The organism is Flavobacterium sp. MMLR14_040 (assembly GCF_033657265.1).
Taxonomy (GTDB): Bacteria; Bacteroidota; Bacteroidia; order Flavobacteriales; family Flavobacteriaceae; genus Flavobacterium.
On sequence record NZ_JAWVWO010000028.1, the window covers coordinates 42,255 to 62,806 of the forward strand.

The following is a 20,552-nucleotide window of genomic DNA, read 5'->3' on the forward strand; positions in this document are numbered from 1 at the left end:
ATCGGTTGTATGCAACTGTAATATCTAAAACATAAATTATAATTCCACATGACATAAGTTTAAACAAGTAAAAATCTTTAAATTTGATTAAAATAATACAGTTCTAAACTTATAGAAAATCAAACAAATGAAGACATATTTTGTAGACTCATTTACAAATGAAAAATTTAAAGGAAATCCCGCTGCAGTCTGTTTACCAGATACAGAACTAGATAGCCAAACCATGCAAAGCATTGCTACAGAAATTGGATTTTCTGAAACTGCTTTTATAAAGCAAATCTCGGATAACGTTTACAGCATCCGGTTTTTTTCGCCAAAGACTGAAATTCCGTTATGTGGACATGCAACGTTGGCTTCATCAAAAATTGTTTTCGATACGACTTCATTTCAAAATATAAAATTTATTAACTATGAAAATATCGAGCTGTTTATTGAAAAAGTTGGAAATAAAATCAAAATGCAATTTCCTGTTTACGACACCGAAGAAACCGAAGTTCCTCAAAAAATGATAGAGGCACTTGGAATTTCTGAAGTTGTAAATAAAAGATACAGTCCAAAAAATAAAATTATTTTAATTGAAATTAAAAGCACAACCGAACTGGCTAATTTAAAACCTGATTTTACGGCTTTGCTAAATTCACACACCGGAATAAGTGGCGTTTTGGTAACTGCCGTTTCAGACAACGAAACTTTCGATTTTCATTACAGATATTTTTGGCCTTGGGCAGGCACTAACGAAGATCCTGTAACAGGTGGTATTCAAACTTTTTTGACTAAATATTGGGCCGAAAAGCTGAATAAAACAAAACTCAATGCGTATCAGTCTTCCTTAAGAACAGGAAAGATGAGTACAGAACTTTTAGGTGACAAAGTTTTTATTTTAGGAGAAGCCGTAAAGGTATTAGAAGGAGAATTTGTTTTGTAAATAAACCATAGATTGTTGTAAATTGCTTCTTCCTTACAAAGATGCAATAAAACTACTTTTATAAAACAAAAGAATAAAAACTTGGTATCTTAGTGACTTCGTGGCAAAACCTTTAAACACATTTAATTATGGAAACAAGATTTGAAGCCGGAATCAACATTGCAATTAAAATTCCGAAGCAAAAATATAACAAAACTGTAGCTTTCTACCGTGAGATTTTAAAACTGGAAGTAAAAGAAGTGCCAATAGATAATCCAACAGTTTCAAGGACACATTCGGTTCAATTTGGGAACAATGTGATTTGGCTGGACTGTGTAGACAATTACACCCATTCTGAAACCTGGCTGCAATTGACCGTTCCTGATGTCGAGGAAGCTACAACATATTTAAAACAAAATGGTGTTGAAACTTGCGACGAAATTGAAGAAATTCCCAAAAATATGCATTGGATTATGGATCCTGCCGGTACCGTTTTTAACTTGCAGAAAAAGAGTGAATAAATAACTTGGCACATCTTAGTGAGATTGCTTTCGCCCCGAGAACACGTCTTCCTCGCAAGGACACAGTAAATAAAACTTAAAAAAACTTAGTGCCCTAGCGCCTTCGTGGCAAAACCATCATAACAATGAACAATAACTTCTACTACAAAGCCATAGAACCAGACCAATCACTTACTGACTTTGTAGAAAATATTGGAATGTTTCATAACCAGTCAGGCAAAGACATGGAAGTGGTTTTAATGCCAGACGGAAGAATTGATTTGTTTTTTATGAAGTCTGAAACAGAGCCATTTCAGGTTGCGCTTATTGGTCTGGAAAATGTGCCAGAGCAACAAGTCATTCAGGCAAATACACTAGCATATAAAATTAGTTTTAAACCGCTTGGAGTCGAATATATTTTACAGACTTCAATTGCTGATATTTTAAATAATGCCAAAGTTTTACCTCAAAACTTTTGGGAAGTGAACGATGATGATCTGATAAATTTTGAATCTTTTCACAAAAAAATAGTAGAAAAAATCAACGAAATTTTACCCAATAAAATCGACGAGAGAAAACGTAAACTTTTTAAACTGGTTTATGAATCAAACGGTGAAATTAAAGTACAGCAACTTTCAGAAGAAATATCCTGGAGCAGCCGCGAAATCAATCGATATTTCAATAAACAATTCGGGCTTTCGTTAAATGCATTTTGCAAGATTCTGCGTTTCAAAGCTTCATTAGAACATATTGCAAAAGGCAAACTTTTTCCGGAATTGAACTTTACAGACCAAAATCATTTTATCAAAGAAATTAAAAAATTCTCTGGCGTAGTTCCCAGTGAATTGCTAAAAAATACGAATGACCGATTTATACTATTATCCGTCCTGAAAGCACAATAATTTTGTCCCCAACAATGGCTAAAAAAAGCCAAACGGGAATAAAATAATTTAAACTTCTAAGGAATGTTACTAGAAAATAAACAAGTTGCCATTATTGGTGGCGGTCCGGGCGGACTTACTTTAGCCAGACTTTTACAATTGCAAAACGTTAATGTAAAAGTATATGAAAGAGATTTAAACAAAGATGCGCGCGTTCAGGGTTCGCCTCTCGATTTGCACGACGGATCTGGTTTGGCGGCCATTCACAAAGCTAATTTGTTTGAAGAATTCAAAAATAACTTTTTGCCAGGCGCAGATAAAACTTTAATCTTAAACGAAAAGGGAGAAATATTTCATAGCGATCACGAAACCAATGTTCATGAAGATTTTGGCAACGAATACTTTCGCCCAGAAATTGATCGCGGAGCCTTACGCAAAATATTGTTAGATTCTTTACAACCCGAAACCGTAGTTTGGAACAGTCATTTTGTTTCTATGGAAGCTCAAAACGAAGGCTGGTTATTGCATTTCAAAGATGGAAATTCGGTTTATGCAGATATTGTCATTGCTTCTGATGGCGCAAACTCAAAAATCAGACCTTATATTACTGATATTAAAGCTTTTTATACTGGTATTTTAATGCTTGAAGGCAATATTTATGAGTCGGCAAAAAATGCGCCTCATATTGCTTCATTAATAGATGGCGGAAAAATAATGGCATTTGGTGATACCCAAAATATTTTACTCGGACAAAAAGGCGGCGGCGATCTTGGTTTTTACGCCAGTTTTAAAGCCGATGAAAACTGGACCAAAACAAATGGTTTGGATTATGCCAATAAAACACAAATGCTGGAATGGTTTAAAACCGAATATCCGGAATGGAGCAGCAATTGGTACGAATTATTCGAAAATGTTTCTGCGCCGTTTATTCCACGTCCGATTTATTGCATGCCTTTGGATCAAACCTGGGAAGCGATGCCTAATTTAACCATGATTGGCGATGCCGCACATGTAATGCCTCCGTTTGCCGGTGAAGGCGCCAATATGGCCATGCTCGATGCTTTAGAATTAAGCGAATGCCTGACATCTGATAAATATAAAAATATTCAGGAAGCTATTTCAGGTTATGAAATCATCATGCGTAAAAGAGCTTCTGAAGCAGCACAGGAATCTATTGAAAACGGCGAAAAAATGCATTCAAAAGAGGCATTGAAAACGATGTTGGAGTTTTTTAGTCACTAAGATTCTGAGGCGCTGAGGTTCTAAGATTCTAAGAAAAAACCAAAGTCCTCGCGAGGAAGAGTTTTCAACAAGATAAAGCAATATCGCCATAAAAAATCATTATCAAATTTTCTCACAAAGACGCAAAGGCGCAAAGTTTTTTGTGTATTATTTTTAAACTTTGCGCCTCTGCGCTTTTGCGCGATTAAAAAAAAACCAGCTAAAAAACTTCATATCCAACTTCTTAACGACAAAACAAAAAACTTAGCATCTTAGACTCTCAGCGCCTCAGTACCTTTAAGAAAAATTGCCTAATTTCGCTCTTCAAATGTAAAAGAGAAAAATGAAGGTCTGTATTGCCGAGAAACCAAGTGTAGCACGTGAAATCGCATCCGTTTTGGGTGCAAATAACAAGCATGATGGATATTATGAAGGCAACGGATATGCTGTAACCTATACTTTTGGGCATTTATGTACTTTAAAAGAACCCAACGATTATAAACCACATTGGAAAAGCTGGGATTTGAACAACCTGCCCATGCTTCCTGAAAAATTTGAAACCAAAGTGGTAGAAAATTCAGGGATTCAAAAGCAGTTTAAAATTGTAAAAAGCCTATTCGACAAAGCTGATGTCGTTATAAACTGCGGGGATGCCGGGCAAGAAGGAGAACTGATTCAGCGTTGGGTAATGAACGAAGCCAATTATAAAGGCGAAGTTCAGCGTTTGTGGATTTCCTCTTTAACAACTGAAGCCATAAAAGAAGGTTTTGAGAATTTAAAACCGTCTGCTAATTACGATAATTTATTCTACGCCGGTTTTTCGAGAGCAATTGGCGACTGGCTATTGGGGATGAATGCTACGCGTTTGTATACCGTAAAACATGGCGGATACAAACAAGTTTTGTCTATTGGCCGTGTACAAACGCCAACATTGGCAATGGTTGTTGACCGTTGGAAAGAAATCGAAAATTTCAAACCTCAACCTTATTGGGAATTGCAGACTCTTTATAGAGAAACGCTTTTTAGTTATGAAGATGGCCGTTTCCTGAAAAAAGAAGACGGAGAAATTCTAGCCAATAAAGTCAAAGAAAGTGAGTTCGAAATTGTTTCTGTTGAAAAAAAGAACGGAAACGAATATGCGCCAAAACTATTTGATTTAACAGGTTTACAGGTTTATTGCAATACAAAATTTGGATTTTCTGCAGATGAAACGCTTAAAATTGCGCAAAGTTTATACGAACAAAAAGTAGTAACGTACCCCAGGGTTGATACTACTTTTTTACCAAACGATATTTATCCAAAAGTAGCGGGAATTCTGCAGAAACTGACTAATTATAGTGCCTTAACGCAGCCTCTTTTAGGAAAAAAGATAAAAAAATCGCCAAAGGTTTTCAACGATAAAAAAGTTACAGATCACCATGCGATTATTCCAACCGGAATCGAAATTAATTTGCCATACAATCAGCAACAGGTTTATGATATTATTGTAAAACGCTTTATTGCTGTTTTTTACGACGATTGTTTGGTTGCTAATACAACAGTTGTTGGAAAAGCGGCTGATGTGATGTTTAAAACTACGGGAAAGGAAATCTTAAAGAAAGGTTTTCGCGTTGTTTTCGAAGACCCAAATGCGAAGGAAAAAGAAGCAGATTTATTGCCCAGTTTTGTAGTGGGAGAAAAAGGTCCGCATGAACCTTCGTTTTTAGAAAAGGAAACTAAACCGCCGAATCAGTTTACGGAAGCAACTTTATTACGTGCTATGGAAACCGCCGGTAAACAAGTTGATGATGAAGATTTACGTGAATTGATGAAAGAAAACGGAATTGGTCGTCCGTCAACGCGGGCAAATATTATCGAAACACTTTTTAAACGTCAATATATTGTTCGAAACAAAAAACAGGTTTTGCCAACTCCAACAGGAATTCAGCTTATTGAAACGATTCAGAATGAATTAATCAAATCTGCTGAACTTACGGGTTCCTGGGAAAAGCAATTGAAAGATATTGAAAAAGGAACTTTTACCGCCGGAGCTTTTATCAAAAACATGAAGCGAATGGTTGAAGCTTTGGTTACTGAAGTTCGAAGCGAAACCCGACACGCCAATATTTCGCATGCCGGAAATGTTCAGAAAGAAGCCGTGAAAGTCGAAAAAAAGAAAGCGGATGGAATTTTGGCCGAAATCTGTCCTAAATGTAAAAAAGGAAATCTGATTAAAGGAAAATCGGCTTACGGATGCAGCGAATATAAGGCTGGTTGTGATTTTGTTCTGCCTTATGTTTTTTCAGATAAAAAAATAACAGAAAGTCAATATTTACGATTGCTCGAAAAAGGCTCAACTGTAAACATAAAAGGTTTTAAAACCCAAGATGGTACCGTAGAAGGTTTGATTCGTTTTGAAGAAAATTACAAACTTAAATTAGAGCCGAAGAAAACAGCAACAAAGACGAAATCAAAAGTAAATGCAAATGCGAATGCGAATACGGCATCTGATTCATTAACGTGTCCGAAATGCAAAAAAGGAACAATTATGAAAGGTAAAACCGCTTACGGTTGTGGCGATTATAAATTAGGCTGTGATTTTAAAGTTACTTTTGATATAGTCAGAGAAAAATTAAAAGATCAAAAGCCTAGTAAAGAATTAGTTTATGCAATTTTGCAGGAAGGTTTTTGATTTTTTTATTTTGCCACGAAGACTCAAAGACACAAAGTTTTTTTATTATTTAGTCTATACAACTTTTTAGAATTTCAACTAACCATCCTCAATAATTAATTCGTGAAAATTTGTGAAATTCGTGGCTAACTTTTTCATAACTTAGCTTTAGAATCTAACCAAAAAACTCACCAATATGTTTCAAAAACTAACCGTTTTAATGTTTTTTTTAGCAATTGTTTCTTGCCAAAAAAAAGAAACTATCGAAAAAGATAAAATCAAAATTGCTGATTGGCTTCTCGGAACCTGGGAAAATAAATCTCCCGATGGCGTACTTACCGAAAGCTGGCAAAAAGTAAACGATAGCACTTTTACCGCAACATCTTATTTTATAAAAACAGATGACACGCTGCATTCTGAAAAAATAACTTTGGCACAAAAAGGTGAAATGTTATTATACAGTGCTACTGTAAATGGACAAAACGACGACAAAGCGATCGATTTTGGTTCTACTTCAGAAACGGAAAATAAGTTAGTTTTCGAAAATCCATCGCACGATTATCCTCAAAAAATTACGTATAGAAAAGGCGCTAATAATACTTTAACGGCTGAAATTACTGGAAACTTACGTGGAAAGAAAACTACTGAAAGGTTTATTTTGATCAAGAAATAAAATAATAATCTCACAAAAACACAAGTTTTAAGTGATATATTGAATTGCCTCCTGCTTTTACTGGAGAATAAAATAAAGCCAATATTAGAGGCTTTAGTCAAATGCTAATTTTGGCTAAAGCCTTTTTAATATAATTACATAACCTCCAGCTAAAGCAGGAGGCAATTCAAATAAAACTTTACCAAAAAAAATCAGCATCTTAGCAACTCAAAAAAAAGCTACTCCTTCTCCCCGATCTTATTCACCATAAAAATCATCAATATTCCTAAAAGTGCCATGATCAAAAAGGCAAATTTCATACTTAGATATTCTGAGATAAAACCAACCATTGGCGGAACAAGTAAAAATCCAAGATACCCAATAGTCGATATAGAAGTTAGAGCTGAGCCACTACTTAATTTTGAGGATCTTCCGGCTATACTAAATACTAACGGGACTACGCAGGAAACACCAAATCCGATTAAAACATAACCAAAAATAGTTGGGTATGCGTATGGCAGAACAAAACAAATCCCAAAACCTACAGTAATCAATATTCCGCTGTAAAGCAGAATTCGTTTCGTGCCAAATTTCATTACACCAAAATCTCCAAACAAACGTCCTAAAGTTACAGCCGTTGCAAAAAATACAAATGCAGCACTGGTTAATTTTGGCGAAGCGTGCAGTATATTTTCAAAATAAATACCGCTCCAGTCATACATTGTATTTTCGCAAGCCATCGAGACAAAACAAATCAGGGCAAACTTTACGAGGTTTTTCTCTGGCAATGAAAAGAATTTCTTTTTAACAGGAACAGGCTCATTATGAATACTTAAAGGATAAAAACAAGCTGTAAGTCCCATCATCAAAATGCTTACTCCCAATAAGTGATAGGAAGGCGCAATATGCTGTGTAACCATTACATACCCCAAACCGGCACCCGAAAAAACGGCTATACTCCAAACGGCATGAAAACGGGTTATAATCGATTTGGGATATAATTTCTGAACCTCAAGAGATTGTGCATTAATAGATAAATTAAAAATATTACGAGACGCTCCAAAGATTAAAAGTATCATAACCAACTGCCATACAAAAGCAGCTAAGCCCGGTAAAGACAAAGCAATATTAAACATAATTGCACCCAACAACATGATATAACGGCTGCTGTATTTGTTTAATAACATTCCTGTAAAAGGCATGGTAAGCATTAAACCTATCGGAAATGCAAATAAAACAGCTCCAAATTCTGCTTCAGATAAATGTAATTGTGCTTGTATGTGCGGAATTCGGGATACCCACGAAGAATATCCGAAACCGGAAACGAAAAAAAATACTGTATTGGCTATTCTAAATCCTTTTGGTGAATTCTGGATTCTTTTAAAAAAAGGGAGAATCATTATTTGTAAAATTTATTTGGCTGCAAATTTAGGCCTTTTCAACTAAATTCTACTCTTTTAATTTTTTTCTTACGAATACAAAAACAGCATCATAAATCACAAATAAATGGTTATCAACAACATAAGACATCGTCATTAAAATAATAACAAAATTGACATGATCTATTTGAAATAATATTTGTTAAAGAAACAATAATATTTACATTTGCACTGTTTTTATTCATTCTAAATAAAAACACTGCTAACCAAATTATAATTATAATGAAATATCTTAATTTGAAAACGTCTCGTTTTCTATCTTTAATTTGCTTATTGTTTTCAATAAGCACGGTATCAGCCCAACAAACTAATGGAAAAATAAAAGGAACAATCACAACTTCAGAAGGAGATCCGGCTGCAGGTGTTAACGTTGTTCTTAAAAATTCAAAATACGGTACCGTTACCAATGATGATGGTACTTTTGAATTAAACAGAGTAAAACCAAATACGTATTCTTTGCAAATCTCCTTAACTGGTTACGAAACAACAGAACAAGAAGTCGTTGTAGCCGAAAGTGAAACTGCAAACGTCAACTTACAACTAAAGGTTTCTAATAAGGAATTACAAGAAGTGGTTATCAACAGCAAAAAAAGCATCTTATCTAAAAAAACAGATTACGTTGCAAGAATGCCGCTAAAAAATCTGGAGAATCCACAAGTTTATAGTGTGATTCACAAGGAGCTTTTATTAGAGCAAGTGGCTGTAAATATTGAAACTGCAATAAGAAATTCACCCGGAACTGTGCCTGTAACCTATCCTTCAGGAGGAATTGGCATTACGTTTAGAGGTTTTACAACAGGAGTAAATGCAAGAAATGGTATGGAGACTTCTACCAACCGTTCTTCTCTTGATCTTGCAAATGTTGAGCGCATTGAAGTATTAAAAGGTCCATCCGGAACTCTGTTTGGTTCTACAGTTTCATCTTTTGGTGGTGTTGTTAATCTGGTTACTAAAAAACCGTTTGAAAGTTTTGCCTCTGAGGTATCTTATACAGCAGGAAGTTTTAATCAAAACCGTTTAACTGCCGATGTAAATACACCTTTAAACAAAGAAAAAACGGTTTTATTCAGAGTAAATTTGGCTTATGACAATGCTAAAAGTTTCTTAGATCATGGTTTTAGCAAAACTATTGCTTTTGCTCCAAGTCTTACTTTTAAGGCAAGCGATAAACTTACTTTTAACATTGATGCCGAATTATTAAGTTCAAACAATACAAGACGTACGTATAACAGATATGATGCAGCTTCTGGAATTACAAATCCCGGAGATTTAAAAATTGGCTACAAAAAATCTTTATTCTATGAAGATAATGATGCAAAAACTTCTGCTAACAAATTTTTCGCTCAGGCAGAATATCAAATTTCTGAAAACTGGAAATCGACTACTTTATTCTCTTTTATGGGAGAAAATGTAGACCGCAGTTACCAGACTTATTTACTTTGGACTTCTCCTACTGTTGCAGCAAGAAGAGTTGGTAACTGGGGACCTATTTATGATAATTATACAAACATTCAGGAAAACATTAACGGTCAGTTTGCTACAGGAAGCATCAAACATAAATTGTTATTGGGAGCAAATTACAGCTTCAATAAAAGCGGTTTTTCTTCTGGTGTAACCGCTTATTTTCCAGATCTTGTAGATGTAACAGGAACATATGAGCCGTTAAGAAGAAAAGATGTTGATGCGGTATTAACTCAAACAGCTTATCCGGTTTCTACCAGCAGCACTTTTAGCCTTTATGCCTCTGATGTAATTAACTTTACAGATAAATTATCGGCTATGTTGAGTTTGCGTGTAGACAATTTTGATCTTCCTGCTACGGAAGGTTCAGAAGGATATAAACAAACGTCTTTATCTCCAAAATTAGGATTGGTATATGAAATTGTAAAAGACCAGGTTTCTATATTTGGAAACTACATGAACGGATTTCAAAATTCTGCTCCTACAATCCAGCCAGATGCTACAAAATTGATTTTGGACCCAATTTATGCCGTGCAATATGAGGGAGGAATTAAAGCCGAAGCTTTTAATAAAAAATTAAGCCTTACAGCAAGTTATTACAATATTACAATTGATAATGCAATAAGATCTGATGCAGATGGATTTACTTTCCAGGATGGTGAACAAATAAGCAAAGGTGTTGATTTTGAGTTAATCGCAAATCCTTTCGCAGGTTTAAATATTGTTGCAGGATATGCATACAATGATAATCGTGTTGAAAAAGTATCTAAAGCTATTGGTTCTCCGGAAAACGTTGCCAATTTTTGGACAACTTATACTTTCCAAAATCAACTAAAAGGTCTTGGTATAGGTGCGGGAGCAAATTATGTTGACAAATCATACATGTTTGAAGATAATGTTTTTTACATTCCATCTTACACAACTTACAATGCTACTGTATTTTATGACCAGCCAACGTGGAGAGTTGGTGTTAAATTCAACAACATAAGCAACGAAAAATATTGGGATTTTTACGGAAACTCTCAGGCGCCGGCTAACTTTTTAGTAAACTTAACTCTTAAGTTTTAAAAATTATTTCGCCATAAATAAACACCTCTTTCTTAGGAACAGAGGTGTTTCTATTTTAAACAAATTTCAAAAATCTTTTAAATGTCTTTTAAAAAAATCATTCTTAAAATCCACTTATGGCTGGGCATGGGTTCCGGTTTAATTATTTTTATTTTAGGAATTACGGGTTGTATTTATGTCTTTGATGAAGAGTTAAGACCTGTCGTTTATCACAACCGATATTATGCAGACGAAACAAAAAAGGAGAAGAAAAACATAAGCGAACTTTTAAAAATCGTAGAGGATTCGATTGGAAAAGATAAGCCAATCGGCGCTATCCGAATTCGAAATGAAAAAGATGCGACTGTAACCTTTTTTACCAGCAAAGAAAAAGAAAACCCAAATGCCATTTGGTATTGGGACACTCAGGAATATAATTATACGATTTATGTAAATCCTTTTTCAGGAAAAATTCAAAAGATAGAAAATACAACAACTGAGTTTTTTAACGTAATTGTATTTCTGCACTGGAGTCTACTGCTTACAAACGATATTGGAAAGCCTATTGTAGGAATAGCGGTAATTATTTTCATTATTTCACTTATAACAGGACTTATTCTTTGGTGGCCAAAAAATAAAAGTGCTGCCAAACAACGCTTTTGGTTTCGATGGAAAAATACCACCCAATGGAAACGCAAAAACTATGATTTGCACAATATTCTGGGATATTACGTTATGCTTTTTGCTTTGATTATTGCTTTTACGGGATTGGTTTGGTCTTTTAAATGGTTTGACAATAGTGTAAAATGGATTGCTAACGGAGGTCAGACGATTGAAAAAAAGAAAGACAATTTTGTTTCTGATCTATCCAAAAAGAAAGATCAAAATACAATTGATAAAATTTTAAACACAGCTCAATACGCTTATCCTAATGCAAACAATTATACAATTTCGTTTCCCGAAGATTCTTTACAAACACAATCGGTATATATTGAGAATGGCGGCAACTTCGACAGAATCAATTTACAGTTTGATCAGTACACAGGAAAATTATTAAATACTAAAACTTTTGCTGATAAAAACAACGGAGAAAAAATACGTTCGTTAAACTATGCCATTCATTCTGGCGGAATATTAGGATTGCCCGGAAAAATACTCGCTTTTTTTGCCAGTTTAATTTCTGCAAGTCTTCCCGTAACCGGTTTTTATATTTGGTGGGGAAGAAATAATAAAAAGAAGAAAGCTAAATAAACTAGAAAATTTTAACGATTCATTTTTAATGTTTTATTTTTAATTGTTCTAAATAAGAGTTAAGTTTGTGAAAAATATCATACCTAACAAAATTTAAATCCTGATCTTATGAAATCAAATACTTTAAAAAAAATCACCTTTTTTCTTTTTATGTTAGTTGCTAGTCCGCAATTGTTTGCTCACGCACTTTGGATCGAAACTAAAGCAACCGGAACAAAAGGAAAAGCACAGGAAATCTCTGTTTACTTTGGAGAATTTTCCGATAATGACATTACAAAAGCTGATAAATGGTTTTCAGATTTAAAAGATTTTACATTAGTAGTGATTAGCCCTTCTAAAAAAGAAACAAAACTTACGGCAGCAGCTTTAGAAAACAAATATCAGGCTTTCTTTACGCCAGATGAAGAGGGTGTTTACACAATTGCAATGCACCATAAAGTAAAAGATGTTTACGGAACTATGGTTTTAGATTACAATTCAAGCGCAACTGTAACGGTTGGAAACGCTGCAAAAGGAAACGAAGCCACAGTAAATACAAATGTTATTAGTGTATTTGCAAAAGATGTAGTAACTGCAAAACAAAAAACGAAGATCAATGTAAATGCTTTATACGAAGGCAAAGAGGCGAAAGAGCAAAAAATAAAAGTAATTGCACCAAATGGATGGGAAAAAGAATTATGGAGCAATGATAAAGGAGAAATCTCTTTTACACCAATTTGGCCAGGAAATTATATGGTAGAATTTGCTTATACAGAAAAATCAGCCGGAGAACACAATGGTAAAAAATACGATGAGATCTGGAAAATGGCTACTTATTTAATTTCGGTTAAATAATTTCAAAACCTTTTTAGATTTTACTTTTCAATCAAACCTTGCTTTTCCTAGCAAGGTTTTTTGTTTTAGGTATTTCAAATTATAAAAAATAAAAATAGTAAAAGCAAAATCTTAAGCTAATCTTAAGACAATATTAATTAAACTTTAATCAAGATAATTACCTCATAATTTTTTGTTAAGGACTTCACATCTCTATATTTGCATTCGTAATTTTTATTGAATCTAAATAAATACCATGAAACATAATTTAATACTATTCTTAGCCTTAATAAGTTTTGCAGCTTCTTACAGTCAAGATTACACAAGTACAGAAAACACTATCACAAACGATACTGTTAAAAACAAAAAGGGAGAAGTCCTTAACGAAGTGTTAATCACACCAAATAAACCTAAAAAGCCAGTTGAAGCAGCACGTTCCGGAATTAAAGTAATGGACTTGCCACAAAGTGTTCAGGTTATTGGCAGCGAAGTAATCGAACAACAACAAGCTATTAGGTTAAGTGAAGTAGTAAAAAACCTTAATGGCGTTTATGTAGGATCTGCTCGTGGTGGTGCACAGGAATCATTCTTTTCAAGAGGATATGATATGAGTGCCAATAATATGTTTAAAAATGGTTTTCGATATAATGCCGGTTCAATTCCAGAAGTTTCTTCTTTGGAGAAAGTTGAATTCTTAAAAGGAGGTTCTGCTTTATTGTATGGAAATGTTGCTCCTGGCGGAATTATGAATTTAGTTACCAAAACACCAAAATTTACAAGCGGTGGAGAGGTTTCTATGCAAATGGGAAGCTATTCTTATTATAAACCATCTGTTGACTTTTACGGACCTTTAAATAAATCGATTGCCTACAGATTTACAGGATCTTATGAAAACTCAGAAAGCTTTAGAGATTATGTAAAAAACGAACGTATTTATATCAACCCTTCGTTTTTATTTCATTTATCTGATAAGACCCAAATTACATTACAAGGAGATTATTTAAGTGCTGACTGGACTCCGGATTTTGGAACCGGAATCTACGGAAAAACAATTTTAGACTTACCTCGTAACGAATTCTTCGGAGCACTTTGGTCTACTGCAAATACTAAATCTTCTAGTGCTTCTTTATTATTTAACCATGATTTCAATAAAAACTGGAAATTAAATTTTAATTCTTCTTACCAGTCTTACCGCAGAACTCAAACATCTACAGCACAATTAAGTACAATCGATGCTAACGGAAACTGGAAACGTGGTTTAACAAAAGCTGACGCTGCCGAACAAATCTTTGGTGACCAGTTAAGTTTACAGGGAACTTTTAATACAGGAAGTATAAAACACCAAATCTTTACTGGTGTTGACTACGAAAACTCTTTGGCTCCAAGTTATACTTTTGGCTTCTATGCTCCGGGAAAACCTGCAGACCTTTTAACAACAGAAGCTACCGCTATAAACTTATATACTTACGATTATAGCACACAAAATACTGTTATTCCTTATCCAGCAAGAACTACTCAGTTAACAAGTACAGAAACGCAACGTTTTGGTGCGTATTTTCAGGATTTAGTTTCGATTAATCAATACATAAAAGTTCTCGCAGGATTACGTTGGTCATGGCAGCAAGGCGAAGCTACCACTACAAAAGAAGTAATAGAGAAAAAGAATAATGTAAACGTTATTACGACTGCTTACGAAGATGCAGTACCAGTAATTGGTGCTAAATCTATTAGCAAAGCTTTTTCACCTAAGGCAGGATTAGTAGTTCAGCCAACTAAAGATTTGTCTTTATTTGCGAGTTACTCCAACTCTTTTAATCCAAATACAGGAACAACAGTAGATTTAAAACCATTAGACCCGTCTATTGTCGATCAATATGAAGTTGGTGTGAAAAAAGATTTCTTCAAAGGCCTTTTGACCACAAACGTAACATTATATCAAATTACCAATAATAATTTAGCACAAACAGCTCAATATCAATCAGACGGTGTTACACAAAACGTTAATACTAATCTAAAAGAATTAGTTGGAGCTACAAAAGGAAAAGGAGTCGAAATAGATATTACTGCGACACCTTTAGAAGGTTTGAACATTATGGCTGGTTATAGTTTTAATGAAACCAAAGTATCTAAATCATCTGGCACAAGCGGAAGTCTTGTTGTTGGAGATGTTTTAGCAAGAACGCCAAAAAACACTGCCAATTTGAGTTTTTTCTACAAATTGCCTAGTGGTTTATTAAAAGGAGTAACTTTTGGAGCGATTGGAAATTATGTTGGAGATCGTACAGGTGGCTGGAATGATGATTATTTATGGACAGAAAACACACCTGTAACCAATCCAAAAACATATACTGTAACAATTAGAGATCGTGATATTCCTTTAGAAGGTTATGTTACTGTAGATGCTTCTCTTGGGTATGAATGGAAAAAATTCTCAATCTTATGCAGATTATCAAACATAACAAATGAATTGAATTATACAGTTCACGAAAATTATAGTGTAAACCCAATAGCGCCTCGTCAGGTAATGACTAGTTTACGTTATAAATTCTAAGTTTTGAATTAGATTTTCTCCATTCAGGGTTTTCTGATTACTAGAAATTAGAATGTTCTTTTGGAAATTTTAAACCTCATCTTGCAAAAGTTGAGGTTTTTTATTTTGTTAAAAATGTGTCTCATTTTATAATTACTTTTGTTCGTATAAATCACTACAAAAATTAAAACCCAAATATGTCAGATTCCAAAAAGAACCAATTAAAGAAAAGTTTAGGATTAAGTTTTAATATTGCCGTATTAATTGGAGGAACAATTGGAGTTGGGATTTTACGAACGCCGGGCACAATTGCAGGAATGCTTGATAATTACTGGCTTATTATTGCTTCATGGCTCATTGGCGGAATTTATGTTTTAATTGGCGCCAATTCTTATGCAGAACTGGCTACAATGTTACCAAAAGCCGGAGGATCTTACAATTACATCAAAAGAGCTTTTGGCAATTATGCCGGTTTTCTTTCGGGTTGGTTTGATTATATTACCAATGCCATTCCTCCTGCTTTTTATTGTATCGTAATTAGTGAATATCTTATAATCCTGTTTCCCAATCTGGCAAATTTTTCAACTTCAATTGCCATTTCATTATTAATTGCGTTTGTATTATTGCATTTAAGCGGAGTAAAAAACGGAAGCGTTATTCAGCAAATTACAAGTTTGCTAAAGGTGATTTGTTTTGTGGCTTTAGTTGTGGCTTGTTTTATGTATTCAGGCGTAAAATTAGATCCAATTCCTAAAAATAATACCATCTTCCAAATCGGCTTATTGTTTGGATTTTTTAAGTCGCTTCAATTGATCATCGGAACTTATAATGGCTGGAACAGTGTTTGCTTTTTTGCAGAAGAAAATGAAAATCCGGGAAAAAATATTCCAAAATCTTTATATAGCGGTGTATTACTTGTTATAGCTATTTATGTTCTGATAAACATTGCTTTTTTCTATATTTTGCCCATTGAAACTGTAGCAAAATCTAATTTGGCTGCTGCCGATGTTGCCAATATTATTTTTGGAAAAAACGGTGCAATTATCGTTACCGTAATTTCAATTTTCTCCTTGATTAGTATCCTGAATGCCTTTATGATGATTCCGCCAAGAATTTTATACGGATTAAGCCGCGATGGTTTTTTTATCGAAAAAGGTACAACAGTCAATAAAGGCGGAACTCCTATTGTTGCGCTTTTGGTTTCGTCACTTTTCAGTTTGTTTTTAATTTGTATTGGTTCATTTGAAGTTTTATTTTCATTTGCTGCCTTCACCTCTATTATTGTTTGGGGATTGGCTTATTTTTCTTTGATAAAACTACGAAAATCAGAACCGGATTTACCAAGACCTTACCGCTCCTTTTGGCATCCCTGGAGTACGATAATTGCTATTATAGCTTCTTTTGCATTATTAATTGGTTTTATTTTTAGTGATCCTAAAAGCTTTGTGATTATTGTGGGAATTACATTGATTTCTTATCCTTTATTTTTAGTTTTGAATCGTAAAAAGTAAAAAATACGGAGTATAGTTTTGTCTTCGACAATCTTGTCATCCTGAGGAACGAAGGATCACACTAGTGACTCGAAAGATATTCGACAAAGATTGTGGATTACTAGACGGAGTTTCGTGTGCGATCCTTCGTTCCTCAGGATGACAACATTATGGTACTTTGTCGAGTTACTTACGGAGATTCCTAGTACCTCGAAATGAAATTTCAAGAAAAAAGCTGCCCAAAAGGACAGCTTTTATATTTAAAAATAAAATCTGATTGTTATTTCAAACCTGCAATACTTTGCTCAATTGTAGCAATCTTCGCCAAAGCATCGGCTTCTTTTTGTTTTTCGTTTGCCAAAACTTTTTCCGGCGCTCCGGCAACAAATTTTTCGTTAGATAATTTTGCCTGAACCGATTTTAAGAAACCTTGTGTGTAAACTAATTCTGCAGTTAATTTTGCAATTTCAGCTTCAACATCAATATTTCCTCCTGAAATTGGAATGAAATATTCGTTTGATTTCACACGGAAAGATAACGCTCCATCAACTTTAGCCGAAACATATTCGAAAGCTGAAATATTTCCTAATTTCGTTACGATTGAATCAAAATATGTTGAGATATTCTCACTATTGATTGCTTTTAATTCGATAGCATCTTTAAACGGAATATTTTTGTCTTTTCTGATCGTTCTAATTCCTGAAATTACTTCAATTGTATTTTCAAAATCAGAAATCAAACTTGCATTAAATGGTTTTAATTCTGGCCAGATTGAAACGATTAAAGCTTCTTCCGCAGTTCTGTCAGCAATTAAATGCCAAATTTCCTCAGTTAAGAAAGGCATAAACGGATGAAGCAATTTCAAGTTACTTTCTAACATTTCGATTGCTTTATCAAATGTAATTTTATCAATTGGTTGTTGATAGGCAGGTTTGATCATCTCTAAAAACCAAGAACAGAAATCATCCCAAACCAATTTGTAGATGGCCATTAATGAATCTGAAATTCTGTATTTTTCAAAATTATCTTCAATATCAACTAAAGTTTGCTGCAATTTGGCTTCGTACCATTCGATCGCTACTTTTGATGATTCCGGTTGCGGAATAGTTTCTGAAACTTCCCATCCTTTAATCAGTTTAAAGGCATTCCAAATTTTATTTGTGAATGATTTTCCCTGAAGACATAATTCTTCATCAAACATAATATCGTTTCCTGCAGAAGCGCTTAAAAGTAATCCTACACGAACACCATCTGCTCCGAATTTTTCGATCAAATCTAAAGGATCAGGAGAATTTCCTAATGATTTAGACATTTTACGACGTTGTTTATCACGAACTAAACCTGTCAAATATACATTTGTAAATGGTTTTTCACCTGCATATTCGTAACCTGCAATAATCATTCTCGCAACCCAGAAAAACAAAATATCCGGACCTGTAACCAGATCATTTGTTGGATAATAGTATTTATAATCTGCACTTTCAGGATCCATTATTCCACCAAAAACAGACATCGGCCAAAGCCATGATGAAAACCAGGTATCTAAGGCATCAACATCTTGTTTAAGGTCGTTTATTGTTAATTGTTTGTTGTTTGTTGCTTCCTGTGCTAATTTTAAAGCATCTTCGATGTTTTCTGCAACTACGAAATCTTCTTTGCCGTCTCCGTAATAATAAGCCGGAATTTGTTGTCCCCACCATAACTGGCGAGAAATATTCCAATCACGGATATTGTTTAACCAATGTGCATAAGTGTTTTCGAAACGTTTTGGATGTAATTTAATTTCTCCGGTTTCTAAAACTGATTTAATTGCCGGTTTTACCAAATCTTCCATTTTCAAAAACCATTGGTCTGATAATCTTGGTTCGATTACCGCTTTGGTTCTTTCAGATGTTCCAACTTTATTCAAATGGATTTCGGTTTTTGCCAAAGCTCCAATTTCTTCTAATTCTTTTGCAATTTCAGTACGAACCACAAAACGATCTTTTCCCTGATAATGTAATCCGAAACTATTTAGCGTAGCATCTTCATTAAAAATATCAACGATTTCAAGATTGTGCTTTTCTCCTAATGCTTTATCGTTTACATCATGCGCCGGAGTTACTTTTAAACATCCTGTTCCGAACTCTACATCTACATACTCATCTTCGATAATCGGAATTACTCTTCCGCAAATAGGAACGATGGCGCTTTTACCTTTTAAATGTGTAAAACGCTCATCATTTGGGTTGATACAAATAGCAGTATCTCCAAAGATAGTTTCGGGGCGTGTTGTAGCAATGGTCAAAAATTCCTCAGTTCCCTCAATTTTATAATTCAGGAAAAATAATTTTCCTTGTTGTTCTTCATAAATAACTTCTTCGTCAGAAAGAGTTGTTTTTGCTTCAGGATCCCAGTTTACCATTCGGTAACCTCTATAAATTAATCCTTTGTTGTATAAATCTACAAATGACTTAATTACAGATGCAGACATATCAGGATCCATCGTAAATTTGGTTCTTTCCCAATCGCAGGAAGCACCTAATTTTTTAAGCTGATCTAAGATTACCCCACCGTATTTATCTGTCCATTCCCAGGCATGCGCCAAAAATTCTTCGCGGGTTAAATCATTTTTATTGATTCCTTCTGCTTTTAATTTTGCCACAACTTTTGCTTCGGTTGCAATAGATGCGTGATCCGTTCCCGGAACCCAACAGGCGTTGAAGCCTTTAAGACGCGCTCTACGAATTAAAACATCCTGAATTGTATTATTTAACATATGCCCCATGTGCAAGACTCCTGTCACGTTTGGTGGCGGAATCACAATTGTATAAGGTGTTCTATGATCTGGCTCTGAATGAAAATAATTATTTTTCATCCAGTAATCATACCATTTATTCTCGATCGTTTTAGCGTCAAATTGTGCTGGAATACTCATTTACTGTAGATATGTTTAATCGTTAATTCGTTGATCTGTTTAATCGTGATTCTGTTTAACTTTTAATTGCTAAAAACGAATTAACGATTAAACAAATAAACAGTTAAACAAAAACTTGGTTCAATTTTTGTAATTATAACTGACAGCAAAAGTAAATAATTAAGTACACTATAAAAAGCGAAATAATAATTTGTGTATTAATTAAAACAAAGTATATTTACTTACAACTTAAAAACAATTTCAAAATGAAAAATGTTGCCACTTTTATTGTAATAGTATTATTTAGTGCAATAGGTTATTCGCAGAACGGTCCAAAAATTGAATTTTCGGCACCGGACAATACAGTTGATTATGGGAAAATATCAAAGAGTGATAATGCAGTTCGATCTTTTGAATTTACAAACACAGGAGACGCCCCATTATTAATTACATCTGCAGAATCAACAGTAAGCACGATCGTCGTTACAAAACCTGCTGCTGCAATTATGCCGGGTAAAAAAGGAAAGATTGATGTGAAATACAATATGGCTGTAGGTCCTATTCGTAAAACAATTACTGTAGAAACCAATGCTGTAAATTATCCTGATGGTAGAGTTGCCCTAAAAATTAAAGGGGAAGTTTTATAAAAAATTACATTCTAAAAATAGTAAAGCCGCTTCATTTGAAGCGGCTTTTTTATTGTCTAATTATCTGAATAAACCCGACAGGTTTTAAAAACATAAGTGTTCGGAAGAGTTTAACAAGTATTAGAACAGGTATGATTTATTTGGTTTTCCATCACAGATCGCCACTATTT

At 34.2% G+C, this 20,552-nt stretch carries 14 protein-coding genes; 12 read left to right on the forward strand and 2 right to left on the reverse strand.

From position 1 onward, the window contains the following. Positions 1-127: 127 nt before the first annotated feature. The 6 genes from SD960_RS22265 to SD960_RS22290 all read left to right on the forward strand — a co-directional run bounded on the left by SD960_RS22265 (position 128) and on the right by SD960_RS22290 (position 6,829). Positions 128-925, forward strand: a complete 798-nt coding sequence (locus SD960_RS22265) for a PhzF family phenazine biosynthesis protein (protein ID WP_318806048.1) — start codon at positions 128-130, stop codon at positions 923-925. Between the two features lie 128 nt (positions 926-1,053). Beyond that, positions 1,054-1,425 carry a hypothetical protein gene (locus SD960_RS22270; protein ID WP_318806050.1) on the forward strand — a complete coding sequence of 124 codons (372 nt, stop codon included), beginning with the start codon at positions 1,054-1,056 and terminating at the stop codon, positions 1,423-1,425. Between the two features lie 125 nt (positions 1,426-1,550). Then, positions 1,551-2,306 carry a helix-turn-helix domain-containing protein gene (locus tag SD960_RS22275; RefSeq protein ID WP_318806051.1) on the forward strand — a complete coding sequence of 252 codons (756 nt, stop codon included), beginning with the start codon at positions 1,551-1,553 and terminating at the stop codon, positions 2,304-2,306. A gap of 63 nt (positions 2,307-2,369) precedes the next feature. Then, positions 2,370-3,527, forward strand: a complete 1,158-nt coding sequence (locus SD960_RS22280) for an NAD(P)/FAD-dependent oxidoreductase (protein ID WP_318806052.1) — start codon at positions 2,370-2,372, stop codon at positions 3,525-3,527. Positions 3,528-3,849: 322 nt separating this feature from the next. Then, complete coding sequence (locus tag SD960_RS22285; RefSeq protein WP_318806053.1) at positions 3,850-6,177, forward strand: DNA topoisomerase 3; 2,328 nt, start codon at positions 3,850-3,852, stop codon at positions 6,175-6,177. 175 nt (positions 6,178-6,352) lie between these two features. Beyond that, on the forward strand, positions 6,353-6,829 hold the full coding sequence (locus SD960_RS22290) for a DUF6265 family protein (RefSeq protein WP_318806054.1): 477 nt from the start codon (positions 6,353-6,355) through the stop codon (positions 6,827-6,829). Positions 6,830-7,047: 218 nt separating this feature from the next. On the opposite strand, the gene SD960_RS22295 is transcribed toward SD960_RS22290, so the two are convergent. Further along, the gene (locus tag SD960_RS22295) at positions 7,048-8,208 is read right to left on the reverse strand and encodes an MFS transporter (RefSeq protein WP_318806055.1); all 1,161 of its coding nucleotides are present in this window, start codon (positions 8,206-8,208) and stop codon (positions 7,048-7,050) included. A gap of 261 nt (positions 8,209-8,469) precedes the next feature. Between SD960_RS22295 and SD960_RS22300 the strand changes: the two genes are divergently transcribed. From SD960_RS22300 to SD960_RS22320, 5 genes are all read left to right on the forward strand, one after another. After that, positions 8,470-10,776 carry a TonB-dependent receptor gene (locus SD960_RS22300; protein ID WP_318806056.1) on the forward strand — a complete coding sequence of 769 codons (2,307 nt, stop codon included), beginning with the start codon at positions 8,470-8,472 and terminating at the stop codon, positions 10,774-10,776. A gap of 81 nt (positions 10,777-10,857) precedes the next feature. Further along, positions 10,858-12,006, forward strand: coding sequence for a PepSY-associated TM helix domain-containing protein (locus SD960_RS22305; protein ID WP_318806057.1), 1,149 nt, complete (start codon positions 10,858-10,860; stop codon positions 12,004-12,006). A 108-nt stretch (positions 12,007-12,114) separates the two neighbouring features. Further along, positions 12,115-12,840, forward strand: coding sequence for a DUF4198 domain-containing protein (locus SD960_RS22310; protein ID WP_318806058.1), 726 nt, complete (start codon positions 12,115-12,117; stop codon positions 12,838-12,840). 235 nt (positions 12,841-13,075) lie between these two features. Then, positions 13,076-15,370: a TonB-dependent siderophore receptor gene (locus SD960_RS22315; protein ID WP_318806059.1), complete on the forward strand. Its 2,295-nt coding sequence runs from the start codon at positions 13,076-13,078 to the stop codon at positions 15,368-15,370. 176 nt (positions 15,371-15,546) lie between these two features. Further along, a complete protein-coding gene (locus SD960_RS22320; RefSeq protein WP_318806060.1) occupies positions 15,547-16,860 on the forward strand; it encodes an APC family permease in 1,314 nt (437 codons plus the stop codon). A gap of 259 nt (positions 16,861-17,119) precedes the next feature. On the opposite strand, the gene SD960_RS22325 is transcribed toward SD960_RS22320, so the two are convergent. Then, the gene (locus tag SD960_RS22325; protein WP_318806061.1) at positions 17,120-19,756 is read right to left on the reverse strand and encodes a valine--tRNA ligase; all 2,637 of its coding nucleotides are present in this window, start codon (positions 19,754-19,756) and stop codon (positions 17,120-17,122) included. Between the two features lie 245 nt (positions 19,757-20,001). Here SD960_RS22325 and SD960_RS22330 point away from each other — a divergent pair, with 245 nt between their 5' ends. Beyond that, positions 20,002-20,382 (forward strand): DUF1573 domain-containing protein, encoded by a 381-nt coding sequence (locus SD960_RS22330; protein WP_318806062.1) that lies wholly within the window; start codon positions 20,002-20,004, stop codon positions 20,380-20,382. Positions 20,383-20,552: the final 170 nt, after the last annotated feature.